The organism is Nostoc sp. LEGE 06077 (genome assembly GCF_015207705.1).
Taxonomy (GTDB): Bacteria; Cyanobacteriota; Cyanobacteriia; order Cyanobacteriales; family Nostocaceae; genus Nostoc_B.
The window spans coordinates 1-23,061 of sequence record NZ_JADEWI010000046.1 but is presented as its reverse complement, the minus strand read 5'-3'; the positions used below and the strand labels follow the sequence as shown (position 1 = coordinate 23,061).

25 protein-coding genes and 2 pseudogenes are annotated in these 23,061 nt (G+C 41.0%); 10 read left to right on the top strand and 17 right to left on the bottom strand.

The features are described from left to right. Positions 1-5: 5 nt before the first annotated feature. The 3 genes from IQ244_RS23565 to IQ244_RS23555 form a co-directional block, all read right to left on the bottom strand. Positions 6-4,256 carry a strawberry notch family protein gene (locus tag IQ244_RS23565; RefSeq protein ID WP_193898487.1) on the bottom strand — a complete coding sequence of 1,417 codons (4,251 nt, stop codon included), beginning with the start codon at positions 4,254-4,256 and terminating at the stop codon, positions 6-8. A 65-nt stretch (positions 4,257-4,321) separates the two neighbouring features. Next, positions 4,322-4,708, bottom strand: a complete 387-nt coding sequence (locus tag IQ244_RS23560) for a hypothetical protein (RefSeq protein WP_193898485.1) — start codon at positions 4,706-4,708, stop codon at positions 4,322-4,324. 103 nt (positions 4,709-4,811) lie between these two features. Next, positions 4,812-5,249 carry a hypothetical protein gene (locus tag IQ244_RS23555; RefSeq protein ID WP_193898483.1) on the bottom strand — a complete coding sequence of 146 codons (438 nt, stop codon included), beginning with the start codon at positions 5,247-5,249 and terminating at the stop codon, positions 4,812-4,814. A gap of 220 nt (positions 5,250-5,469) precedes the next feature. Between IQ244_RS23555 and IQ244_RS32675 the strand changes: the two genes are divergently transcribed. Continuing rightward, the gene (locus IQ244_RS32675; protein WP_228059106.1) at positions 5,470-5,766 is read left to right on the top strand and encodes a sigma-70 factor domain-containing protein; all 297 of its coding nucleotides are present in this window, start codon (positions 5,470-5,472) and stop codon (positions 5,764-5,766) included. Positions 5,767-6,058: 292 nt separating this feature from the next. Further along, complete coding sequence (locus IQ244_RS32670) at positions 6,059-6,433, top strand: sigma-70 family RNA polymerase sigma factor (RefSeq protein WP_228059105.1); 375 nt, start codon at positions 6,059-6,061, stop codon at positions 6,431-6,433. 134 nt (positions 6,434-6,567) lie between these two features. On the opposite strand, the gene IQ244_RS23545 is transcribed toward IQ244_RS32670, so the two are convergent. Both IQ244_RS23545 and IQ244_RS23540 read right to left on the bottom strand, forming a co-directional pair. Continuing rightward, positions 6,568-7,329: an MGMT family protein gene (locus IQ244_RS23545; protein ID WP_228059104.1), complete on the bottom strand. Its 762-nt coding sequence runs from the start codon at positions 7,327-7,329 to the stop codon at positions 6,568-6,570. 116 nt (positions 7,330-7,445) lie between these two features. After that, complete coding sequence (locus tag IQ244_RS23540; RefSeq protein ID WP_193898481.1) at positions 7,446-8,897, bottom strand: alpha/beta hydrolase family protein; 1,452 nt, start codon at positions 8,895-8,897, stop codon at positions 7,446-7,448. A gap of 420 nt (positions 8,898-9,317) precedes the next feature. Here IQ244_RS23540 and IQ244_RS23535 point away from each other — a divergent pair, with 420 nt between their 5' ends. Next, positions 9,318-10,136 carry a hypothetical protein gene (locus tag IQ244_RS23535; protein WP_193898479.1) on the top strand — a complete coding sequence of 273 codons (819 nt, stop codon included), beginning with the start codon at positions 9,318-9,320 and terminating at the stop codon, positions 10,134-10,136. A gap of 144 nt (positions 10,137-10,280) precedes the next feature. Continuing rightward, positions 10,281-11,870 carry an SDR family NAD(P)-dependent oxidoreductase gene (locus IQ244_RS23530; RefSeq protein ID WP_193898478.1) on the top strand — a complete coding sequence of 530 codons (1,590 nt, stop codon included), beginning with the start codon at positions 10,281-10,283 and terminating at the stop codon, positions 11,868-11,870. Positions 11,871-12,124: 254 nt separating this feature from the next. Here the strand turns inward: IQ244_RS23530 and IQ244_RS23525 are convergent, their stop codons facing one another. Both IQ244_RS23525 and IQ244_RS23520 read right to left on the bottom strand, forming a co-directional pair. After that, a complete protein-coding gene (locus tag IQ244_RS23525; protein WP_322746098.1) occupies positions 12,125-12,358 on the bottom strand; it encodes an FAD-dependent oxidoreductase in 234 nt (77 codons plus the stop codon). A gap of 44 nt (positions 12,359-12,402) precedes the next feature. Next, positions 12,403-12,753: a hypothetical protein gene (locus IQ244_RS23520; RefSeq protein ID WP_193898477.1), complete on the bottom strand. Its 351-nt coding sequence runs from the start codon at positions 12,751-12,753 to the stop codon at positions 12,403-12,405. Positions 12,754-13,198: 445 nt separating this feature from the next. On the opposite strand from IQ244_RS23520, the gene IQ244_RS23515 reads away from it, so the two are divergent. Then, positions 13,199-13,390, top strand: a complete 192-nt coding sequence (locus IQ244_RS23515; RefSeq protein ID WP_193898476.1) for a hypothetical protein — start codon at positions 13,199-13,201, stop codon at positions 13,388-13,390. A gap of 4 nt (positions 13,391-13,394) precedes the next feature. On the opposite strand, the gene IQ244_RS32665 is transcribed toward IQ244_RS23515, so the two are convergent. Next, positions 13,395-14,006 (bottom strand): hypothetical protein, encoded by a 612-nt coding sequence (locus IQ244_RS32665; RefSeq protein WP_228059102.1) that lies wholly within the window; start codon positions 14,004-14,006, stop codon positions 13,395-13,397. Positions 14,007-14,308: 302 nt separating this feature from the next. On the opposite strand from IQ244_RS32665, the gene IQ244_RS23505 reads away from it, so the two are divergent. Further along, positions 14,309-14,695: a nuclear transport factor 2 family protein gene (locus IQ244_RS23505; RefSeq protein ID WP_193898537.1), complete on the top strand. Its 387-nt coding sequence runs from the start codon at positions 14,309-14,311 to the stop codon at positions 14,693-14,695. Positions 14,696-14,796: 101 nt separating this feature from the next. Here the strand turns inward: IQ244_RS23505 and IQ244_RS23500 are convergent, their stop codons facing one another. Beyond that, complete coding sequence (locus IQ244_RS23500) at positions 14,797-15,021, bottom strand: hypothetical protein (RefSeq protein ID WP_228059101.1); 225 nt, start codon at positions 15,019-15,021, stop codon at positions 14,797-14,799. A 109-nt stretch (positions 15,022-15,130) separates the two neighbouring features. Then, positions 15,131-15,760 (bottom strand): hypothetical protein, encoded by a 630-nt coding sequence (locus tag IQ244_RS23495; protein WP_193898475.1) that lies wholly within the window; start codon positions 15,758-15,760, stop codon positions 15,131-15,133. Positions 15,761-15,860: 100 nt separating this feature from the next. On the opposite strand from IQ244_RS23495, the pseudogene IQ244_RS23490 reads away from it, so the two are divergent. Beyond that, positions 15,861-16,048, top strand: a pseudogene (locus tag IQ244_RS23490) (IS701 family transposase); the annotation flags it as partial. A 65-nt stretch (positions 16,049-16,113) separates the two neighbouring features. Here IQ244_RS23490 and IQ244_RS23485 read toward each other — a convergent pair. Then, positions 16,114-18,018, bottom strand: a complete 1,905-nt coding sequence (locus tag IQ244_RS23485; protein ID WP_228059100.1) for a DUF4157 domain-containing protein — start codon at positions 18,016-18,018, stop codon at positions 16,114-16,116. Positions 18,019-18,309: 291 nt separating this feature from the next. Next, a pseudogene (locus IQ244_RS23480) lies at positions 18,310-18,561 on the bottom strand (helix-turn-helix domain-containing protein); the annotation flags it as partial. 77 nt (positions 18,562-18,638) lie between these two features. Here IQ244_RS23480 and IQ244_RS23475 point away from each other — a divergent pair. From IQ244_RS23475 to IQ244_RS23465, 3 genes are all read left to right on the top strand, one after another. Further along, the gene (locus IQ244_RS23475) at positions 18,639-18,836 is read left to right on the top strand and encodes a hypothetical protein (RefSeq protein ID WP_193898474.1); all 198 of its coding nucleotides are present in this window, start codon (positions 18,639-18,641) and stop codon (positions 18,834-18,836) included. A 254-nt stretch (positions 18,837-19,090) separates the two neighbouring features. After that, complete coding sequence (locus IQ244_RS23470; RefSeq protein ID WP_193898472.1) at positions 19,091-19,789, top strand: hypothetical protein; 699 nt, start codon at positions 19,091-19,093, stop codon at positions 19,787-19,789. Then, complete coding sequence (locus IQ244_RS23465; protein ID WP_193898470.1) at positions 19,789-20,604, top strand: TIM barrel protein; 816 nt, start codon at positions 19,789-19,791, stop codon at positions 20,602-20,604. Before IQ244_RS23470 ends, IQ244_RS23465 begins: the two co-directional genes overlap by 1 nt. 191 nt (positions 20,605-20,795) lie before the next feature. Here the strand turns inward: IQ244_RS23465 and IQ244_RS23460 are convergent, their stop codons facing one another. The 5 genes from IQ244_RS23460 to IQ244_RS23440 form a co-directional block, all read right to left on the bottom strand. Beyond that, on the bottom strand, positions 20,796-21,533 hold the full coding sequence (locus IQ244_RS23460; protein WP_193898468.1) for an SDR family oxidoreductase: 738 nt from the start codon (positions 21,531-21,533) through the stop codon (positions 20,796-20,798). A 116-nt stretch (positions 21,534-21,649) separates the two neighbouring features. Beyond that, positions 21,650-21,814, bottom strand: a complete 165-nt coding sequence (locus IQ244_RS23455) for a hypothetical protein (RefSeq protein WP_193898466.1) — start codon at positions 21,812-21,814, stop codon at positions 21,650-21,652. Between the two features lie 16 nt (positions 21,815-21,830). Next, on the bottom strand, positions 21,831-22,373 hold the full coding sequence (locus tag IQ244_RS23450; protein ID WP_228059099.1) for an adenylate kinase: 543 nt from the start codon (positions 22,371-22,373) through the stop codon (positions 21,831-21,833). 160 nt (positions 22,374-22,533) lie between these two features. Next, positions 22,534-22,698, bottom strand: coding sequence for a hypothetical protein (locus IQ244_RS23445; protein ID WP_193898464.1), 165 nt, complete (start codon positions 22,696-22,698; stop codon positions 22,534-22,536). Positions 22,699-22,767: 69 nt separating this feature from the next. Further along, positions 22,768-23,061, bottom strand: a 294-nt coding sequence (locus IQ244_RS23440) for a hypothetical protein (RefSeq protein ID WP_193898462.1), incomplete at its 5' end; no start/stop codon positions are given.

Genomic DNA, 23,061 nt, shown 5'->3' with positions numbered 1-23,061 from the left:
TCCCACTATCCAAGAATCTCAATTACAGCACCTAAGACAGCCGCAGCGCTCAATCCTGTTGGCACAAACACCCGCTTGCGCCACTGAATAATCTCAGTGAAACAACCCATTGCAACAAGTCCCTCAGCCAATGACAAAGCATCAACCAACTCAATCCGAGGCTCACCAGCGATAAAAGAACGCCGCAAAGTTACGCCACCTGGCAATTGCTGTGAGTAACCTTCATTCAGCACCAGTGATACCAATTCGGCTGGACTTAACAGCTTGTTTTTCATGCCCAACTGTTCTGCCACAGTTTGAATGTCGTTCGCATTGACTACTCGACCCAGAATCTTCTCGCCATCGCTGGTTTGCAATCGGAAGACCCGGCTGCTGGACTGCGGTAGAATTTTCCAGATTGGTAACAGAATGCCTGTCACCAAATGCAGGTAATCGGTAGTGAATTTAGGCAGTGTGTCTACTTCCTTTGACCACGCCGCGACAAACGCATCTTTCTCCGAAACCTGCCGCCACGTAGACGAATTCAATTGTTCGACCGTCACGCGAGTTTCTTTTTGCGATCGCACCAACAAAACCCGTGGAATAACACCACCACCGCTGTCGAAAATGCTGTGTGTCGGAATTGACACAGCAGCATGACCAGATTTCTCATTGATCATGAGTTGTCCCTGGTACTGGGTGGCAAATCCTAGCATCTCCAAAGCAGTTTTGATGTTGTTCCTTTGAGTGCGTTCTACTTTCAAGTAATTGGTCACACTGCCAGTTTGAGGATGTGTATAAACTGATTCTTGGCTTTCGATGGAAAACCGTTCAGCCCGTAAAGTTTCAACACCAGCCTCATAGACACCAGCCGCGATCGCTGTCTCGATTTGTTGACTTAACAATAACTCGAACCTCTCAAAGATGATATTCTGCATCCCAATCCTCAAAGCCAACAAGCGATTGAGGAATTGCCGCAGTGGTGGGAGGTCGATTTTCATCCCACCTTCATGAGAGGTTAAGCTGAGTCCTGTCATTGCTTCAAAAGTCCCTAAAGACACTTCATAAAACCGACCTTGGAAAATCTGCTTAAACAACTCATACAGGGCGTGTTCGGCGTACTGTGACTCTAGGTTATCCTTAGCCTCGAATATTCCATTGCCTCCAGTTTGACGCTGCCCACGAGTTAACGCACCCAAGCTATCTAAGCGTCGGGCGATAGTTGAGATGAAACGGCGTTCACCGCGCACATTTGTAGTTACTGGGCGAAAGATTGGTGCAGATGCTTGGTTTGTGCGGTGAGAGCGTCCAAGCCCTTGAATGGCGTTATCTGCTCTCCAGCCAGCTTCTAATAAATAGTGCGATCGCCTACGACGATTAACTGCGTTCAAGTCTGCGTGATAACTGCGACCTGTACCGCCAGCATCAGAGAAGATGAGAATACGTTTCTCATCAGCCATAAAAGCAGTAGTTTCGGCAATATTAGCGCCGGAACTGCGTGAATCTACAAATAAGCGACCAGATTCATCTTTTAACACTCGTTTGCTACGACCAGTCACTTCGGCAATTTGTTTGTGTCCGAAGTGCCACAGCAATTGTTCTAGTGCGCCGGGGATGGGGTCAAGGCTGGCCAGTCTGTTAACCAACGCATCTCTTAAACCCACAGCTTCTTGTGAGACAATCGGAGAACCGTACGCGTCAAACAGTGGTTCAGAGCGTTCTGAGCCATCTTCGCCGGAATGGATTTCATGCAAATGGATTGGGAACGCACTCATCAAATAATCCATGAGATATTCCCTTGGAGTCAGATCCAAGTTTAAATCCTTCCATTCCTCGGCAGGAACTTCGTCTAACCGTCGCTTCAGCAGTTCTTCGTTTGTGGAGACGATTTGCACAACAACAGCATTCTCCGCAGCTAAATCATTTTCAATCGCCTTAATTAACTGAGGGCATTTCATCCCCGTGAGCAAATGATTGAAGAATCTTTGCTTATGCGATTCAAACTGCGATTTGGCGGACATCTTAGCAGCGCGATTGTACGTTTTGGAGCCAGAGATATTACAAGCCTCCAATGCCTTCTCTAAATTATTATGAATAACCTGAAAAGCGTCAGAATAGCTGTCGTAAATGCGTTCTTGCGTCGGCGTTAAATCGATTTCGAGAGTTTGATACTCTACACCATCGAAGGAAAGCGATCGCGCCAAATACAAACCAAGTGCCTTGAGATCCCGTGCAACAACTTCCATCGCTGCAATGCCGCCGACAGAGATAGATTCAACGAAATCCTCACGAGAGGTAAACGGGAAGTCGCCAGTCTGCCAAAGTCCTAAACGATTAGCATAAGATAGGTTTGAGACTTTGGTTGCCCCAGTTGCCGACACGTAAACAACCCTGGCATTGGCAAGTGCATTTTGCAGTCTCAGCCCGACAATGCCCTGCTGTGATGCTGCAACCATACCGAGCGTTCCCTCTTGAGCCATTGCGTTACCCATTGCGTGGCATTCGTCATAAGCGATCGCACCCTCAAAGTCCTTACCTGCCCACTCAACGATTTGTTTGAGCCGACTTTTGCCGTTCTTTTGTGAGCGCAGAGTTGAGTAAGTGCAGAACAGAACGCCTTGGGTGAATGGGATTGGATCACCCAGCTTGATATTACTGAGGTCAAGAATGTCCTTTTCATGGCCACCTAAAGCACACCAATCTCTACGGGCATCTTCAATAAGGGCAGCACTTTTTGATACCCAGATTGCTTTTCGTCTGCCCTGACACCAGTTGTCGAGGATGATTCCTGCACATTGCCTACCCTTACCCGCACCCGTCCCATCGCCCAAGAACCAGCCACGACGAAATTTCACGGCATTTTCTTCGCCTTGTGCTGCGACTGTTACGTTATCCCATGAATCATCCACAATATAAGAACCAGACAGAAATTCTGAGTGCGCTTGCCCTGCATAAATCACGCTTTCAAGCTGTGCCTCTGATAACAAGCCTTGCGTGACAATGTTTTGTGGCAGATGTGGTTTGTATGTAGGAGCCGGTGGTGATACCAAAGCCAGTGCTGCACTCTCACACAGCAATGAGGGATGGGGCTTTGCACCGTTTATGCGGATTCGCTGTGGTCGGTAGGTTTCATAGAGAGTATCCTTTAAACCCTCATTGGCAACCCACTCGACTATCTCATACTCCAAAACTACCACGTCTGGAATCTCGGAAGCTGGTTCTGGCTGAGTTACTACAGTGTGTTTTGACAGTCTAACAACCTTCGCTGCAACTACAGCAGCTTTAACAGTAGCAGCATTCCACTGCGAACGCGCAGGCAACTGCTCAATCAACGCCAGTATTTCAGGCAAGTCCAGCGTTTCTCGAATGCAAGGAATGTCGCCGGGGTTAGATGCTGGGACTTTATCAATAACAGTGATTCGTGTTTCGATTGTTGTCCCATGCTTGGCGTAAGCTTGACCACTGACCCCGACCGACATTAAAACTCGCGCTTTTTCTTGCCACTTAACAAAAGTTTCTCGCCAAGTGGGATTATTCGGAGAGAACCAATTGGCTGTAATTGTCACCAACCGCCCACCGTCACACAACCTTTGTAGTGCAGAGTTAATGTGGCGAGGTGTTGCGTCGGGATTGCGGTCGCTGATTTTGGGCGATGATGAGAATGGCGGATTCATCAGTACAATCGAGGGCTGAGTCTTGCCAGCCAAATAATCGTTAATTTGCTCGGCATTCACAGAAAATAGTGGTGTGCCAGGGAACAGCCGCCGCAGAATTTTAGTTCTGTCTTGAGCCAATTCATTCAGCATTAAACTTGCACCGTACAGTTTGGCAAACTGAGCCAGAATCCCAGTCCCAGCACTTGGTTCAAGCACTAAATCGTTGTTAGTCACTTGTCCCGCCAATGCCACCAAATACGCCAACGGTAGCGGAGTCGAAAATTGCTGGAGTTGCAATTGTTCCTCAGTGCGGCGGGTGTGTGTGGGGCAAAGTGACTCAAGCAGTTGCAGTTGTTCTAAGGGGTTTTGTGACAACGGGTTTTGTCGCAGGTAAAGAATTAGTGCAACTTCCACTGCTTCGTAAGCATCCTTCCACAACCACTTGCCCTCAGCCGCAGTGCCGTGAAATTGGCGATTCATTTGTGATTGAAGTAGTTTTGTGGTTATGGGGCGGTGTTCGATTAATGATTTTGTTAGTTCTTGTCCCGCGTTAACAATAGACTGCCCATAATCTAAGACTGTTTGTACATCAAATAGTGAGCCTTGGATTGCGCTGATCATGACTATATATAGATATAATTTTCACAAAAATTTGGCGTAGCCGATGCTGTTTTTGAACAAAGCAATCAAATTAGACTTAACTGCTTGAAGTTGATTTCTTGTGGATGCTCACGTTCGAGCCACTCAAAAGCACATTCCAGGTTGAGTAAGAATTCTCGCCACTGTTTCGGTTCGGGGATACCAGCAGATGTTTGAGCCGCAGCATATTCATTGACTAACTCGGCCAACTCAATCATGTGCGAGTACGTATCGAATGCCAGTTGGTGGCATTGTGAGCGAATTCGTCTTTTGACTCGTTCCGGCGAAGTTTTCCAGAATATGCTCCAAAAAAGCTGGTGATATTCTCCCGACAGAGCGATCGCCTTTCGCAAATGCTCTCTAGCAACTGCAAACTCCGGCTCAACTGGGGCATATTGGAGGGCTACGACTAAAGCACAGTGAGCCGCTTGCATTGTTCTAATTTTTGAAACGACAAAAGGAGCGATCGCCTGTAGTAATTGCGTTCGCCCTTGGCGTTGGCAAAGCCATCGCTCAACAAGGGAAGGGGTTGTGGAACTAAGCCGCCGACTTCTTGCGAGATTTACGAGGTGTTACGGCAGTTTTGGGCTTATTGGTTTTACGGGTTTTGGTAGATTTTGGTTGAGAGGTTTCGATGGAGGTGCTTGCCTTAGCTTCCGTTTGAATAATAGAAGCTGCTGGCGGTAGCAGTCTTAACGTAGGGAACTCAAGTACAACAGGCTCTTGCTGTATTGCGCTTGGTGAAAGGTCTGTAAGTTCCCAAGGATCTGGCAGTTGCGCGAACTGTGGCTTTGGTGCAGGTACAGTGTGGGGTGTTGCTGCTGCGATTACTTGATGTGATGTAGCGACGGGTGCAATCGCAGAATATGAATACGGTAGCCAGAACAAGCCGTTTGCGAAGTCTACGAACACAAGGCTAACGAAACTCATGAAGATAACTTGAATTGCCAAGGACAAGATTGATTGAATATCCATTGTTTTTCTCCTGAAGTACGAGAGAGTTTTCAATGGCTTCTAGCGAAGCGTTTTAACTGCACGCTTATGGAAGATTTAAGAACAAATTCTAGGCGTGGAGAAATGAAATTGTACAAGCCTGATGCTCTCTGTAAATTGGGCGTAGCTAAACAGAGAAATTACCAAGGTATTTGATTTATAATTTGGAGTCGGTCTAATTTTAAAGAAGTTTGAAGGTTGTATGTCCAGCCTAAGTTCTGATTTGGTACGCGTCTATTTACAAGAAATTGGTCAGTTTCCGTTATTAACCTCTGACCAAGAAATAACTTATGCAAGACTTGTACAACAAATGATGGCGATACAGCAGCAAAAGCAGCAGCTAAGTCAACAATTACATCGCCAACCAACATCAATAGAATTAGCCAATTTTGTCAATAAAAGCGAAATTGAAATCAATCAAATCTTTAAGCAAGGTCACTCGCTTCGCTCGAATTCAAAATTATTAATTCAAAATTCAAAATTAAGGAGCTGGGGTTAGAGGCTTATATACATTTATACAACATAGACAATGCAACACACTCAGAAAACGAGCGTAGAAGAAATTAGTAAATTGAAAAATCTATTTCCTCATTTTGAATTTTGAATTTTGCATTTTGAATTTATAGAGATTACCAGAGCGATCGCCGAAAAATCTCGCACGGTAAGGCTACCAATTCACGGTAAGGCTACCAATTCACGTTAACGAAAAGCTCAATCAAATTAAGAAGGCATAGCGAGAACTATTTCAAACACTCGGTCGTCGTGGTACGCTCACAGAAATTGCACAGAAGTTGGATATGGAGCCAAAGCAGATTCGAGAATATTTGGCGGCGGCGAATGGGACAATTTCTCTTGATTTAAAAGTAGGAGATAACCAAGATACCGCACTAAGCGAACTTCTAGCCTCGGAGGACATCTCACCAAATGAACTGATCACTCAAGAAATGTTACGGCAAGACTTGAATAATTTGTTAGCATCACTCAAGCCTGTACAGCGGGAAGTATTAATTTTGCGGTTTGGGTTGTTAGATAATCAAGAACGAAGTTTGGCTCAGATTGGGGAAAAGCTGAATATCAGCCGAGAGCGAGTGCGTCAAATACAGATGCAAGCAATGACTGCTCTGCGTCGTCAGCAACCTTCTATTGGACATTATTTAACTTCTTGATTAGGAAATCATACCTTGTTATAGGTATGATGAGTCAGATTAATCCTCTTGTTAAATTACATCACCCGAATATCACTATAATGTTGTTAATATCAAAAATAAATTAAAATTCTAATTTAGATAAAGTTTTTGTCTTAATATAAATATTGGTGATAATCTACAGAATATTGAATTGAAGCATTAGTCAAATCTAAATTCTCCAAAATTTGAATACCTTCTAACTCTAATTTATTCTTTTGGTTAGAAACGTACTTTATTAAGTAGCCTTGAGAATCTAATATACGGTGAATTGGATAATCATTAGCCGATGTTTTTTTAAGATAGTTAGGAATAGCTCTAAGATAACTGTTATCTACTCCAATAGCTTGGATTATCTGTTGATAAGTTACTACCTTACCTGCTGGTATTTTGATGATAAAGTCGAGAAATCGCTCATAAGGATTTTCAGATAATGCTGGAAATTTATCAGTTTCAATGTGAACATTATTTCCGATACAAATTATACCTGAATTGATAACTACGCCTAAAATGCCTCTTTTAGCCTGAAGAATTTTTAAAGAATCAACTAAATGGGCTATCCGTTTGCATGGCTCACAATGAAAAGTTAAACGAATAGCAGCCCCATTATCAAAACTTATGAGAGAACCAGGAGCGAAGTTTTCAGGTTGTATCCCGGCTATCACAATATTCTCTCGTAGCTCTCCTAGTGGAATTCCCAAGTCTGAAATATCTTCATATCTAACCACTAAGACTTGTCTAGGGCTGATGGGGTTAGCATTAATATCTCCTTCAAGACCATGATCTATTTTTAAGTTGATAGTCTCAACTTCTTTCATTGCTGACTTATGCTGCTGTTTAATGAAAAGATGTAAGGTAGAACCTTGAGCAGTAGGCATAAATAATGATAATTAAATTTTTAGGTTGAGAGATTAATAACAATCACGAAAACGAGGGTGAAGCGGGAGTAAGCGAACTTCTAAACGCTCAAGGCTGTCTGGATGTTGCTCAAAATTCAACTTGATAATGGAAAAGCAGATGCTAATACCCAACCAAAAAATAAAGTACTACCAAGAGCATAACTCCAGGGATTATTCACCAACCCAGAACAAAATGAAAAGATTGCCATAAATACAGGAAATAATGGCAGCAAAAGGTAAATAAAACTTAGTTGTGGCAGGAAGTAAAGCACGAGGATAAAACCACTAATTAAGACAGTGCTTTGTCCTAACCACCAGAAAACTCGCTTACCAAAATTTAGATTTTGCTGTGCCACTCCAGAAGCTAAAAACCAAGGAAAACAAGCAATTGCCAAGATAGGGAAAATTTGCAACCGCGATGGGATTAACCACCACTGTAACCATACGACCTGCGCCATTGCTCCAAACCCAATCCACAATATGATGAACAAAATCAGACTCATTACTAAGGCTCTAAGTGATGGTGACATCTGTAGCGGTAGCATCGCAGCCAACCAACTTAACCCTGCCACCCCAAACCAAATACTAACTGCGCCACCTACTAATACTCCACCTAAACTGCCAATATCGCCTAATTGATTGATGATCATCAGTGTACTAGTGGCTACAAAAGGTGCTACTAATAAACCTATCCAACTTTTTAATTGTCCTGTTTTCTGAGTAATAGGAGAAGTCTTGAAAACGGGTGCGAGTGCTGCCAGCATCATTAACCATCCTAACAAATGTAAAAAATACCACAGCATTCGGTAATCAACATAATTACTCTGACTGTTTATGCCGAAAGTCTTATCGAGCCAATCCCTAGCAGCCTGATGGCTCGAATGGCGAAACAGGATTGTGATATGTTCGGCATTGGGGATAATCACAAGCTTTCTGGCTTTACCCAAGGCAAAATTGTGATTTTCACCACCACCAGTCACCAGTAAACGCTCGGCATTGGCAACAAATCTATTTTCCCAACTGCCTGCTTGTAATAAGAGGTTTCGAGGTATATTTGGTGTAATTGAAGCACCTGTAGGGGAAACTGCTACAGTGGCGGCATAGCGGTCTACTTGATTTATTGCCGCAGACATGACAGCACCGCTACCCATCGAATGCCCTAACATCGCCAAACGTGATTTATCGACCTCTGGTTGCTCTACAAGTACTGTGTATGCAACATCTAAATTCTGTTGAAGTGAATTGCTTTCTAGTGGTTTGGCGTTAGCAGCATGACTATCAAAATCCCAGAGCATGACAGCATAACCTGCATGAGCTAAAGTGTAGGCATAACCAAGCATTAATTGCTTCGAGCCTGCATAACCATGAGCAATTAAAACACCAGGGACATTTTGAGCATTTTGTGGTGCTACATATAACAAAGGCACTCCCAGATGTTCTATTTGGCGAATCGCAAGAGATGTTTGCGCTCTTAGCACACCCCACCATGAAAGAGCAATTATCACTACGGCTACAATTGCTAACATTAAACTGCGGTTTTTCTTCATAAAAAATTTTACTAATACTTCGATTAGTTTTGACTCGTATCCTTTTAAATATATTAGGTATTTGTAAACTAAAAACACTTGATGCTACTGCGAACAATTCAACATATTAAATATTTTTTGTTTATGATATTGACAATTGTTTATAAGTCGAATAAATATTTAGTTATAATTAATAATTAGTCATCAGCCTAAAGACCAATACTTATAATAAGTTAAACTTTAACTTATAGAAGATTAACAATAAGAAAAAAATGTTATTATTCTTTTATTAATAAACAAATTATTGATGCACATTCATCACTTCAGTTATGGCTGTATGTAAGCAATTAGCGGTATGCTCTTTGATGGCTTCAGCCCTACGGCCTAGAAACTGTAGTTGAGTAATAAAGCTTTTCCTTCCTTTTCCAGCACTAAACCTAAATGAATAATGAAGAGTTAGAAACGCTCAAAAAACTAGCTTTTAAGCAACCTGAGCGCAATTTAGAACAGATGTTGCTACCAGTTTCTCAAGCTGAATTACAAACAAAAAAGCCTAAGCGAAATATGAACTGGTGGATTTTAAAGATATCATCAGTTATAGGGTTATTGTATTTACTTTTTATAGTACTAGCTCCTACTCCAACACCTCAAGAAAACCGGAGGATTGGGAATACAGAAGTTATTATATTTAGTTTAATTTTGCTGTTTAACTCAGGGTTGATAGATAGTATAGATGATATCTCAATTTCTGGTACAGGGATTGCGCTCAGAAGGCTCAAGCAAGAAGTCAGGGATGATATCAATAAATTGCAAGATGAGCAAATTGCCGAACTGAATAGACAACAAAAGCGAATTGACTTACTTCAGGAACAACAATCAGCAACCTTACAATTTTTAGTTAGATATCTGATTGATGGTAATGAACTGAAGCATTTGATGAAGTTGAATTCTTCATCTTCAGAAGAATACAACTTTAAATTTGACGATGATTTAGCAAGAGAACTGAAGCATCTGAGAGCTATGGGATTTATCAATAATTTTGTAGGCAGAGGTATTGAAAAAATTCAGCAACAGAGAGAAGGAGATTTAAAAAACTATTTTCACATTACAGAAGAAGGAAAATCGTATTTAGCTTTGAGAAAAAGCTTAGGCATCAATGAAATACCAGGACTTGGTGAAGATGGACGATGGCATCGAGATATTAGAGAAACTTCCGAAAAAATACTAGAGATAGATAATTCTGAGAAAGTGGTAGATTAAATCAGCTAATTAATCAAGTAGCATTATTAAGGAATCATAGCTACTACAACTCAAGCAGTTGATTTGCTAACGCTAAACTTTTGTACTTGATGGATTGTACTTGAAAGCAATGGGTTACAAATAAATACTGAGAGAGTAAAAATTATGCAAGTATGTCTAGTTACAGGTGGTAACTCTGGTGTAGGTTTAATGACGGCTATAGGTTTAGCCAAATTAGGCAATCATGTATTTATTGCTTGTCGTTCGGCAAATAAAGCCGCAAAAGCTATAGAATACATTCGCCAAACCACCGGAAATCAAAATGTGACATTTCTACCTCTTGATCTAGCTTCTTTAGATTCAGTTCGTAAGTGTGTAAAACTATTTAATAACTACAATTTACCATTACATATACTAATCAACAATGCGGGAATATTCAACAAAAGAGGCACAACCCAAGAAGGTTTTGAACTGATTTGGGGAACTAACTATTTAGGTCATTTTTTGCTCACTTACTTATTGTTAGAAAAGTTGCAAAACTCTGCCCCTAGCCGCATTATTATGTTATCGTCAGATTTGGCATTATCTCCAAGTAGTATTGATTGGGATTTATTAGTTAAAAGAACACCGTTAAATTTTCTAAAATTATATGCCGCTTCTAAACTCTGTTTATTGCTGTTAACAAAAGAGCTTTTACAAAGGTTAAACAATTCTCAAGTCACTGTTAACGCAATACATCCAGGCTTTGTGCAATCAAATATTACTATATGGCATCGTCTAAGTAAGTATTTAGGTTTAGGTATTTCCGCAGAAGCCGGAGCATATAGTACCCTAGTTTGTGCTACTTCCCCAGATTATCAAAATATTAATGGAAAATTTTTAGATAGTCACGCTCAAGAAATTCTCTTACCTGAAATAGCCCAAAATCAAGAATTATCACAGGAATTATGGGAACGTAGTTTATTATGGGCTGGTTGCAACCAGCAGCAGAATACCAAGAAAGTTAATTATGATGGTACTGATGAAATTTGGGGGCCAAACTATCTGGCTTTGAGTAGCAATGAAATAGCTGAGATTACCCAATATATTTTTGATGATGTTCTTTTGAAATTACCAATAAAAATATTATTAAAACAGGTAGTTAAATCATTTATTAAATTTGATGTTGGCTCGTTATTCATTATATTAATCCAAGTTTTTACTAAACGTTTTTACATGGAAAGACATTTAGATTCGCCTGTAATTTGGCAATTATGTCAAGATAAAAATTTATTAGAAAGGCTGAATGCTCATTTAGGGGATAATTTAGTGTTATGGCGGTCAGAACTATGGGTAAATTACCCTGCCCAACAATTAATTCCTTTTTGGCATCGAGATTCTTATTCTAAACTCCTAAAAGGAGATGGTAAAACTATTAATGTCTATATAGCTTTGACAGAAGTTAATGAAGATAACGGATTTGAATATATACCTAGTATTTACTTAGAAAATTGCGAAATAAAAGGAACTGACCCTTTTAGTGGTAATCAGTTTTTTGAAATCACTGATGAAGTTGCAAAAAAAGCTATTCCTGTGGTGTTACGTCCTGGCGAATTTGTACTATTTACTAATGAACTATTGCATCGTTCCGTACGGAATAATAGCGGTAAAGCCCGACTTTCTTTAACGCTAAGATTAACTCAGCCAGGGGTAGAAATTTTACCAGGGTATACTTCTAATTACCAGAAGCCTGTAATTTTGCAATCACAAAAATAGCTGTTTTAGAACTTAAACCTATTAGACCCGTGAAACCTCGTCTGGACAGGGTGTTGAGGGTGGTTGAGTGGGTGTAGTGTTTTAAGGTATCTAACTTATTTCCTATACTCTGCCCCAACGGGGCTTAGTCAAACAAATTAACATTCTATTTATTCCCCACACCCAAAGTCAGGAATATCAATGCTTTACGCTTAACAAGCGTGCCATTCGGTCTCGAATAAGTAATTGTCGAGTTGAAGACTCATATAAATCAATTACTCCTGGAAAGCTAAAATTTGGTCTGCGGCTCGCTGTCCACTACGAATAGCTCCTTCCATATATCCACAATATTCAAACTCAGCCGTATGTTCTCCTGCAAAAATGACTCGTCCAGCAAAGTACTGTAACTCAGAACGCCAGCTTTTCAAGTCACCAGGAGCAAAGTAGCAGTAAGATCCCCGTGACCAAGGATCTGCACCCCAGTCATGGGTTGCGCTTAGTACTCGCACTAGGGGCATTTGGATAAAGTGTGGATATTGTTTTTTGTGCTAACTCAACGTCGAATATTGATCGTCAGGATTTTTTTCTTGCTTTTTTTGTCGCTCAACACGACTGTATTGTAGGGTAATGTATCCGTTAAGAGCGGAATTGGCAGCCTAAAACTGGGGCTTTGATGATCGAGTTCGCCTAAATCAATGCTTTTCGTTATATCGCCATCTGTTGCAAGATTTGCGGTAAGTTCGCCTTTATAATCTTCAATTAAAAAGTCTCTAAAGAAAACGACTTCCCCAGCATCAGGATCTATACCAAGGATGACCGTACCGCTGAAAGTTGCGCCTTTTCGTTCTTCATCAACCGTTGCCATTGTGATTTCCGAGGGGTCTTGACCGGACATATCTGCCATAAACTTTTTCCTGGGCGAATTCTCAACAATTGAAAATGATTTTACAAGAGCGCTATGGGCGAGCGCAAAACTCTCAGGACGTATTTCTGCATCGGTCTTGCAAATGTATAGCCAATTTACTTCTGGTTATACGCCTAATTGGAAGATTGAGTAGGGATGAGTAGGGGCCCAAAGCGATCACGAAGCGTTGCTGCAAAGCAGATCGCATTGCAGAAACCTGATAGAGGGGAGACGTTGAGAAGTTTCCGGATAACTTGATCCGACCTTGCCTCGGCAGTAGCTGCCCTTATCTGTGAACTGACAGGTTTATAGAGTCCAAAGTTTTTAAGTATTTTGAATTTTGAATTTTGAATTTTGAATTGTTTGGTCAGTTTTTGAGTCGGTTGTCAACGAAACTTGATGAGCAGTCTGCGTCCATTGGGCAGGTTCGTTTAGCCATTGCATCATGTTTTATTCTCCTCAAGCGATAGTCAGAATTTGTGTAGAAGTGCGATCGCCGATCTTCACTACTGCTGAGTGTACATTGGCCAAACATTTGCTGTGTAGTCTTTTTCATTTCCACTATCAAGCCGAGAGTTTTCATGGCAAAGACATTACTCTCAAACTATGCGACAAATTCAAGGAAGCAATTAACTGAGAATTCAGAAATCCTGAAGGCTATTAACTGCAAAGGTATCTATAGAGGGCAAAAACCTTTGAAGTGTAGGGTAAAATTGTAACCTAACTGGAAAATCATCTGTTTGGGATACTTCCAATTCAATGGTTTGTTGCTCTTGGTTATCAAAGAGTAGCTGTATTTTATAGTCTGTCCAAAATTGCTCACCCAACTCATCTTCTAAATCGAAAAGCTGTTCCTCATTGCCCCAGATATCTGACCACAGAACTATTCGATTAGCACGAAAATGATTTTGACCTCTTTCATCTCCAACTACAAAATATACTTCAACATTTAACTCAAACCCGAACTCATTAACCTCTGCTTCTTTAATATTACAATTAACCACAATTAAGCTATCAGGGTTAACATTTACCATCTGTTGCTGTCGCTGTAATAATTCTTGAAATACATAATCAGGTAATAACTTTGAACTTCCTTCCAGGGCTTTTTTTTGAGTCTCAGGAGAGTAACGAGTTTTTAACTCTTGGGTTACTAAATTTAAGACATCACCCGTTTTGACATTAACAACTATCTTTTTACTAGTGGGATTAAGGGAACATCCGTGATTCAGATTAATGTGTTTATTTGTTGTCATGATTTTCTAAAAGCTTTCTATTGATTTTGAGCTATATTATAATTCACTAAATAGCCAGCTTTAGCAAGACAATAGCGAAAAAATCTCAAGTAATAGTAAAATAAGTGACACAAGTGTTGGTCAATACCTTATATATATTTTAGTATGTTTAACTAAACATGAACCAAATTTGAGATTTTAGGGAGCGAATAAAGGGACTAACACTGAGGAAATATTTTCTGATTATTTTCAATAGCTGGTGTTGTTATATCTATAATTATTGGTGGTGATTGACATTGAATTATACTGATGATAAATTTTCAATGACAAATCTTGAACTTATTAAAGAACTTTACCGAGCTTTTCGTGAAAAAGATTACGATGCCTTTTTGAAAATTTGCACTTGTGATCTTGAATGGATTCAAAACCCAGGATTTCCTGGCGGCAAAACTTATATAGGCGCACAAGCTGTAATTGAAGGAGTGTTTAAAGCTTTCAATAACGATTGGCAGTCATGGTCGTTTGAAATTGAGCAATATCTTGATGCCGGAGACACTATTATTGTCATTGGTAAATATGTAGGCTGCCATCGCAGATCGGGGAAGTCGTTTCTATCTGGGGCGGCTCATGTGTATGATATTTGCAATGGTAAGGTGTGTCGATTTCGGCAGTTTACAGATACTAAGATTATTTGGGATGCAATGACTTAGGCTATTTCTAACCAATCGTACACCACTGAATGATAACCACCTGCAATACTGATACGTCACCAATTTTTCAAACTGCATAACTGAGTGTCCTTTTCACTAACTCACCTCATCCACTGCACCCAATCGGGAGCCACAGCCAGCAATTGCCCAAATTTCTCTGGTTCAACCTCCTCAAACGCCAGCATCACGCCCCACCGTTCATCACTCGTGAGGGTGGAGAGGAACTCTTTAACCCCTTCCACCCCAGACTTTAGCCGTTCCATAAACCCAGCAGCATAAGATTTAACCTGCTGCCACCAAGAACCACAACAATTCGCAATTTCCAATTCGCAATTCGCAGTTATTTCTTCTTGATTAAAGTTGGAAGCCTGAATATTGATGCTACAGGTTTTATTTTTTTCATCAATAAATTTAGGGGCTTGTATTTCTGAATTTTCATAATTGCGAATTGCGAATTGCGAATTGCGAACTGCGAATTGTTCGGTTTTCCTGTCCCTCCATATCCTCAATAATAGGGAGTGATGTTGTGTCAGTGATTGGTGTTGTTAAATCTATATTAGGAGTGACTGACACCAACTCTCGATTTAACCACTGCTTGAAAATCCCAGAACGCCCATCATCAGTCCCAACAAACTTGTAAACACACTCCCGCTTTCCTCGTGGCCCTAACCTTCCTACGTAAGTCAACCGCAAATCGATTTTGTCGAGTAACTTCTGTGCGATCGCCACAGGAGTCAATTTCTCCGAAATAGTCACGTTAAAGTAATTCTTGATCAAGTACCGATGCTGTAGCGCGATCGCCTTAAACTCCTGCATTTTCTTATCCGAACCCCTCAACTGTTCTCCAGTCTTGAGCAACTGCAAGAGCTTTAATTCTTCCAGCAACAGTACAGAAGACAACATCTGCCCTTTGTTAAAATCTGGCTTCCAGATAGCATTCTCCCCAGCCTCAGCCTGTGCCTTAGCTCTTTTGCTGTCCCGGCTGGCTAAAAACTGTCGCCCCACAGTTAGATAATAGTGCAGCCGCAGTTGAGGATACCAGCCGTCATCATCCTTTTCGACCAATTCGGGCTTTACCTCAATTTCGTAACGGCGGGATAGTTTACCCTTACGTTGCTTGTACCGTTTCTGCTTTCGTTTTAACGCGCTTTTCCTGTAGCTGCTTCAGCAATGGAATCATCAAACTGGATGGAAGAATACTCTCAATAATCTGTGCTTAATTGTCCAATCACTTTTACTCTTTTGGTTGATTTATCCCTGGCTTGATGTTACCCCTATTCTAATTTGTTGCTCGGAATTAATCAACTTATTAGTGCTATGAATCACTTTAAACCCTTTTTTTCTTCTGCATAATTGAGTTTATTTACTATTTACTTCATTCGGAAAGTGACAGAAGAGGGTTAAAAGCGCAACCAATCTTACTGTTGTTCACGTATTGCCATCTCGCTCATGTCAATCAAAAAATTAGGTGAATCCTTGGCTATTGACTTTAATAGCATCTCTAGCCCCTCGGTATTTAGTAACACCGGGAGTTTAGACGACAGAACTCTTCTGAAAACATTAGTGGCTAAGACTCGATGCACGCTCAAGACTTGATTTTTCAAGATGTGTACTTGGCTCAATATTACTTCCTCTTCTTCCGGAGTTTTCTGCTCGAAATGAACAAATACTTCTTCCCTTTCTTCTTCAATCTGACGCTCACTAACTCTCCTGGGATAGTCGAAAATTCGCTTATTCCCTTGCACATAATTCTCTGCCTCTATGCCTGTATTATGCGCCTTTTCGTATTCCATTTCCCCGACCTGTGCATTGTACTGCTCCCATAGTTCGTGAATCAGGATACCTGCCGCATTTGTACCACGCATGGTTGAACCGCCAAACCCCGATATATCCCTCACATCTATTGCCTGGTTATTGAATGATGCAATCGGAAAACGAGCATCTCCATAGACTAATCTAACAAAAGCAAAATGATGGCTCTCTATCATTTTTTTAAACATATTGTAGAATCTCTCGCTAGTTTCGCCGATCTCTTTGTCTTTTCCGTTTTTTAGAGTCAGCAGGGTATTCTCTCCACTTTTTATCGTACTTACTATGTACTTGCCTTTGAAGATAGTGTTATTGATTAAATCAATCAGTTGCACTACGGCATCTATCTCATCTTCTAGGTTTGTAACTGCAAGGACTCTTTGAACTATCACATTATTAAGTTTTCTTTGTGGTTTCAGTTGAGCATTATAATGAACCCTGACATTATCTAAGGAATATCCCGATAGATTTTCTACGTCTGCTTTAAGATTATTCGGTAATCCCGTTTTATTTATCGTTTTTCCTTCCTCCTCTTGGATTGCCTCTTCTGTGGGTTCTTTTTGGTCTAGCTCTAATTTCGATTGCATCACATTCCCGCTCTCCTGCTGCACCACATGGGTCAACTCATGCGCCAATAACTCCTGCCCCCCACGACTTCCCGGTTTATACGCCCCTTGCCGAAAGAACACATCCTGCCCCGTTGTAAACGCCTTCGCCTGTATTGACTGATTCAACTGATCTGCCTGTGAATCGGCATGAATCCGCACGGAACTAAAATCGGCACCAAACGCCTGTTCCATCGGTTCCCTAATACTATCTGCCAACGGCTGCCCACTACCTCTTGCTCGTTGTATCCCAGTTTCCACATCGGGTGATGCAGCTATACCACCAATATTCACACGCTGAATCAATGGCTGAACTGGAGTGTTCAGAGGTTGGTCTAATGTGGTTTCTTGTTCTTCTCTAGGCTCACGAATGCTCAACTTCATTTGCAGACGTGGGGTTACTGGGACAGGTATTTCGTCTGGTCTTAGTATTGACATTCTCGCTAACCAGGGATTCGCTTTCACTAAACTGGTTTCTGCAAGGCTTCCTTGGGCAACTTGATTGTCGAGTGAGTTAATTCTTTGGACGACATCTTTGGCAATCTGATCCGCCTCAACTTCATACTTGTCTCCAGGCTCACCAATAGTCAGCTTGGGCTGCAATAGTATGCGTTGGTCAGATGGCTGTTGTAGAGTATCACTGTAAACATCTTGTTGATAATTAGGGTCAATTTTTAACTGTAGTCTTGGAGAAAATGGCTCTGGTTGCACTTGGTTTGGTGCAAAAACTGCGATGTGACGATATTTTGGCTCCGGCTGACTTTTTTGTGGTTGAGTATCTAGATTTTCTGCCTGAACAATATCTTGGGCTGGTGAACTTTCCACTTTGAAAGGTCGTGGTGCAAACTGATTGGTTGTAGAGGAATCAGATGCAGATTTATTAGATGGCTTATTTTGCTTGAAGTACATAAAAATATGTTAGCCAAATCTTATATATAGAGAATAAAGCAAGGAACCATTCGATTAATACTAGATGAAAGTCTGTTGCATTTTGAATAAAAGTATGTGTATTTAGCTAATTTCCAATTATTCCGCAGTATGATCACTAAAAATGGTTTTTTGCTAGTTCAAAATGGGATTATTCTCTAGTTCGTCGCCACTTGCAGCAGGTTGAGGAATTTTCTGAGCGATCGCGTTGGGATGATTTGAGCGATACTGAGTTTGATGCTGTTGATGGGATGGTTTCGATAGTCCATTCTTTCAATGAGACTGTTGGGGTCGTGTAAGGGTGGGTGGAAGGGGAGTGTGTATCTCATCAGCTATGAACTTTTTTCTACCTAAAAGCTGTGCAACCATCCCTGCGCGAGATGAAACCTCAAGCTTACGAAACATTCGCTTTAAAGCTTGCTTGATAGAATTTTCCGTAATCCAAAGTTTTTTGCCAATTTCTGCGTTAGTTAGCCCTAAAGCAACCAATTGGGCAATTTGCAACTCACGAGGTGTTAAGCGTTGGCGTAGCCCGCCGCAGGTATCGCTTTGAAAAGGGTAGTGCGGCGACATTGCTGTGCTATTCGGGAGTAAATTAACTGTTGCCGCCCAAACAGAAGGGATTGATGCGATCGCTTCTCCCCAAACGTAACATCCCTCTGACTGATGCAGATTTAGCGTCTTTAGAAGAACTGCTGTTCAATGCTGAAGCAGTCGAAAGCCGGGAGAGGTTTGAGGAAGTCTGCGGGAAGAACCTCAACCTCAAGCTGTTGAGGGGTAGCAGGTTCACGAATGATTAAAACTAACTGCAATTATCCTACTTAATAACTAGCAATAACAATTTATACAACAGTTTACGTTGAAAAACAACTAATTTAGCTCAAGAAACGATGCGTGCTGGTATCTGAGAGTGTGCAGTAAAAAATAATTTTGCGTTGAAGCATGGATTGAAAGAGTTAATGGTATATTAGTACAAAAGAACTATTAAGCTGGGTTCAACAGCTTCAAACTGCAATAGTTATTAATATTTTGCACTTCTAAATTGAGGAAAACTATGGCAGATTCTAATTCTCTACTTTCTTTGTATGAAGGATTAGTACAAAATCATTCCAACCAATTCGATCCGCAAATTGCTTTGTTGCAAGAGTTGGTTATGACACGAATGCAAGAACTTCGTGAGGCAGAACAGAGTTTAGTAGAGGCACAAACAATAGAACTCAAACGAATTACTGATGCTTTAGCTAGTGATGCTCGTTGCTTATTGTCAATACCAGAATTAAAAGCATTTGTGCAAGAGTTAAAACAGACTAAAAGTAAGAATTGGTACACGCGAAAATCGGAATTTAGTATTGCAGAAGATCCCACTACTTGGTTGTTGGCGATGCTTGAACTACCGATAGGTTTGAGCAACTACCAAACGCATGAAGACCTTGATGGTTACGATGACGAACGTAACTTTATTGGATATAGCTATAGCCTGTCTTTAAGATTAGGCTCCGTTGAACGTTCGGTAGAAATACCATTAAAACGCATATATAACGTCAACGAATCTAGGGAAACTTCTGCTAAAGAACAGATTGACTATTATATTTCTGGGGAAGTAGAAGATTTGTTAGAAGATATGAAATATACCCAGGAACAAAAACAGCAATTAGCGACTGAAATTAGCACATTAGTAGGTTACTCCCTCAAAATATTTGCACTTAAACCCAAAAGGGCAACTTTTAGTTATTCATCTATAGGGGAGGGCTGATGGAATTGTATCTAAGCTTGTCAGCTTATGGTGGAGTTTCAACCCGTGAAGCCTTAACAGTATTTTGGAATGCAGGAGTCCGACATACAGAACTAGCAATTGGCCCACGTCCTGATGCAGATGCCACACAAGCAATAGAAGACTTTAAAAAATTAGGAATGGTTTATCGAGCGCATCATGCTTTTGTTTGGAGCGCACGTCACTATCCTTTCAACCTAGCTCAACCTCAAGATTGGAAATATTTTGAGCAACTGACAGATTATCTAGCAAGTATAGGTGTTAGTGCTTATTCAGTACATGGAGGAAACTTTTCTAAAACCACTGAACGCGCCAAAGCATACACAAAGTTTGTAGAAAACATTCAATATCTTCATCAGCTTTGTCTGAAGCGAGATATTGTTCTGGGTGTAGAGACAATGTATCCTGCACCCCCGATTAGTTCTGTAGAAAATCTTTTGGACAATGCTACTGAGCTTGCCCAATTTTGCCAAGATACTCCACAAATCAAAATAGTTATAGACTTGGCACATCTCAACATTTGGCATCAGAAAAACGAAATAATTCTCAATCAATGGTTGGGAGTACCATTAGACAGACTTTTAGAAATTCATATTTCCGACAATGATGGACGAAAAGATATACATTCGCGGATTATGGATAATACTTGGTGGTTATCTCAAATTACTCATTTTCCGAAAGGAATTCCTTTAGTATTAGAGAGCCGATTGAATCGATTGCCTGTTTCAGTAGTGCAGCATGAATACGAGCGCATCGCTACCCTAAATCTCAGATATTTAACTAATAATAGTTTGTAACAAACCGCTTATATTCTCTGGTTGCCAAGGCCAGAGTCCTACTGACCGAAATCTTTCAAGTGCTGCTTGATATAACCGAGTCGCAGTAACCGTTTTGATGGAAAAGTGAATTACTGTGATCTACATACCCGTTCAATTACCAAAAAAGCATAATATTTAATGATTTGTTACGAATTCTGTCAGTTATTCATTTAAAGTTCTTGACGTGTGGGACGAATGATCATTTCATTTACATCAACATCATCGGGCTGCTCAATGGCGTAGGCAATCGCACGGGCAATCGCATCTGCATCAATGGCGATCTCATAAAATTCATTCATTCTTGCTGCTGTATCTTGATCGCTAATGGTGGTGGTCAACTCAGTGGCAACTGCGCCTGGGGAGATATTAGTTGAACGAATTTCACCATTTGATTCTAGTCTTAGCCCTTCAGAAATCGCTCTGACTGCATATTTGGTAGCACAGTAGACCGCTGAACCCGCAAATACCTTGTGTCCAGCCACTGATGATAAGTTAATGACGTGACCAGACTTTTGTTGACGCATAATTGGTAAGACGGCAGCAATTCCATAGAGAACGCCTTTGATATTGACATCAATCATCTGCTCCCACTCTTCCACCTTTACTTGGTCGAGGGGAGAAAGCGGCATCAACCCCGCATTATTAATCAGTACATCGATACGTCCATAAGTAATCAAAGTTTCCTGTGCTAAAGTTTCCACTTGTGTGCGATCTACCACATCCGTCACTCGGTAGGTCGCAGTACCTCCTGATTTAGTGATCTCGGCAACTAGTTCTTTAAGCCGATCTTCTCGACGTGCGGCCAGCATTAACTTTGCTCCACTAGCAGCAAGTCGTTTTGCAGTTGCTTCACCTAAACCACTGCTGGCTCCGGTAATGATTACCACTTTATTTTGGATAACAGACATATTGGTTCCTACGGGTTATTAAGTAATGAGTATAAATATTAAGTGCGCTTGTCAGCGTTAAGTTCATGGTATTACAACACCCCGCAATAAACATCCCACTCTCGCATTACGCAGGTTTAGACGCAAAATAAGTTTGTTGTTCTGGTGTCGGATTCCCAGAATGCGATCGCTTTTGTCACTTCACAACTCACCCCATCCACAGTACCCAATCGGGAGCCTCGGCTACCAACTGCCCAAACATCTGCTCTTGGGTGTTTATCTTTGGCGAGGCTGCTGATCATCTTGTTCTGCGTTTAACTATGCACAATTTTGAGAGTTAGTTTTATTTTTAATTAACTCAAAAAACTGTGAAATTTCTTCAATTGACCGAATGTGATAAATATTTTTGTTGCTTTGAGCTTTTTGGATATATTCACGATATTTTGGTGTCAAATATCTGTGGCATAACCAAAGCGCACGGTAGCTATTGAGCGAACTCTTTAAGATTGGGCTGTTCTGGGGCCAGCCTTGTGGCGGATGAAAGTAACCTGTGATGAATCGCTTAGTCACCCACCAAAAATGCACATATATTGGTAAATCAACATAAACTAGAGTATCTGCCTGCTCAAGTCGTGACCAGAGTGTTTCCATACAACCAAAGCCGTCAATAATCCATCTTTCAGTGCTTAAAATTTCCTGATGAATCCGTTTGTAGTCTTGAGATGGAACTTCAGCGCCTCCTGCCTGATATTTAATCTTGTCCAAGACGTGAAGTGGTAAACCAGTGATTTGAGATAATTTCTGGCTGAGAGTTGACTTACCACCTCCAGCATTGCCAAACACCGCTACTTGTTTCATCATCACTTTCCTTTGAGTGGAATATAGTTTAGGGGGCGAAAAAATTTTCACAAAAGAATAAGAGTTTTACTTATACTACTTCTATAATACTAAATGTATTTTTGAAGTAGTATACATCCGTCAGAATTCAGCAGTCAGAACACTAGTCCAACAAACCAAAGTTTCACCCCATCCACTCAACCCACTCAGGAGCCGCCGCCACCAACTGCTCAAACATCTGCGGTTGCGCCTCCTCAAAAGCCACTATCACACCCCAACGCTCATCGTTAAAAATTCGCAATTCGCAATTCGCAATTCGCAATTGTGGACTTAATTGAAAATAATTCACTTAGGGTACAAACCCCTGATTTCAACCAGATCAAAGAAAGAAACTGCTTGTGTATAAATATTCAAGTTCTTAACTTCGTTGTGAGCAAGGAAACTGCGAATTGCGAATTGCGAATTGCGAACTGGAATTAACCTGCTGCCACCAAGAATCAGTAGAGTTTTCCTGTCCGCCCATATCCTGATTACTGGGGAGTGATATTGTGTCAGCAACTTGAGTTTGTGTATCTATATTATTGTTGACTGACACCAACTCCCGACTTAACCACTGCTTGAAAATCCTATCTCGCCCATCACCAGGAGCCACAAACTTATAAACACACTCCCGCTTACCCCGTGGCCCCAACCGACCAACATACGATAGCCG

What these genes read in the sequence shown, in the direction of transcription:
- IQ244_RS23470 (WP_193898472.1), top strand. Translation starts at nt 19,091, where the DNA reads ATGGCAGATTCTAATTCTCTACTTTCTTTGTATGAAGGATTAGTACAA.
- IQ244_RS23555 (WP_193898483.1), bottom strand. Translation starts at nt 5,249, where the DNA reads ATGGATATTCAATCAATCTTGTCCTTGGCAATTCAAGTTATCTTCATG.
- IQ244_RS32675 (WP_228059106.1), top strand. Translation starts at nt 5,470, where the DNA reads ATGTCCAGCCTAAGTTCTGATTTGGTACGCGTCTATTTACAAGAAATT.
- IQ244_RS23515 (WP_193898476.1), top strand. Translation starts at nt 13,199, where the DNA reads ATGTTTTATTCTCCTCAAGCGATAGTCAGAATTTGTGTAGAAGTGCGA.
- IQ244_RS23465 (WP_193898470.1), top strand. Translation starts at nt 19,789, where the DNA reads ATGGAATTGTATCTAAGCTTGTCAGCTTATGGTGGAGTTTCAACCCGT.
- IQ244_RS23560 (WP_193898485.1), bottom strand. Translation starts at nt 4,708, where the DNA reads ATGCAAGCGGCTCACTGTGCTTTAGTCGTAGCCCTCCAATATGCCCCA.
- IQ244_RS23520 (WP_193898477.1), bottom strand. Translation starts at nt 12,753, where the DNA reads ATGGCAGATATGTCCGGTCAAGACCCCTCGGAAATCACAATGGCAACG.
- IQ244_RS23460 (WP_193898468.1), bottom strand. Translation starts at nt 21,533, where the DNA reads ATGTCTGTTATCCAAAATAAAGTGGTAATCATTACCGGAGCCAGCAGT.
- IQ244_RS23450 (WP_228059099.1), bottom strand. Translation starts at nt 22,373, where the DNA reads ATGATGAAACAAGTAGCGGTGTTTGGCAATGCTGGAGGTGGTAAGTCA.
- IQ244_RS23535 (WP_193898479.1), top strand. Translation starts at nt 9,318, where the DNA reads ATGAATAATGAAGAGTTAGAAACGCTCAAAAAACTAGCTTTTAAGCAA.
- IQ244_RS32665 (WP_228059102.1), bottom strand. Translation starts at nt 14,006, where the DNA reads ATGACAACAAATAAACACATTAATCTGAATCACGGATGTTCCCTTAAT.
- IQ244_RS23485 (WP_228059100.1), bottom strand. Translation starts at nt 18,018, where the DNA reads ATGTACTTCAAGCAAAATAAGCCATCTAATAAATCTGCATCTGATTCC.
- IQ244_RS23505 (WP_193898537.1), top strand. Translation starts at nt 14,309, where the DNA reads ATGACAAATCTTGAACTTATTAAAGAACTTTACCGAGCTTTTCGTGAA.
- IQ244_RS23455 (WP_193898466.1), bottom strand. Translation starts at nt 21,814, where the DNA reads ATGATCAGCAGCCTCGCCAAAGATAAACACCCAAGAGCAGATGTTTGG.
- IQ244_RS23545 (WP_228059104.1), bottom strand. Translation starts at nt 7,329, where the DNA reads ATGCCTACTGCTCAAGGTTCTACCTTACATCTTTTCATTAAACAGCAG.
- IQ244_RS23565 (WP_193898487.1), bottom strand. Translation starts at nt 4,256, where the DNA reads ATGATCAGCGCAATCCAAGGCTCACTATTTGATGTACAAACAGTCTTA.
- IQ244_RS23530 (WP_193898478.1), top strand. Translation starts at nt 10,281, where the DNA reads ATGCAAGTATGTCTAGTTACAGGTGGTAACTCTGGTGTAGGTTTAATG.
- IQ244_RS23540 (WP_193898481.1), bottom strand. Translation starts at nt 8,897, where the DNA reads ATGAAGAAAAACCGCAGTTTAATGTTAGCAATTGTAGCCGTAGTGATA.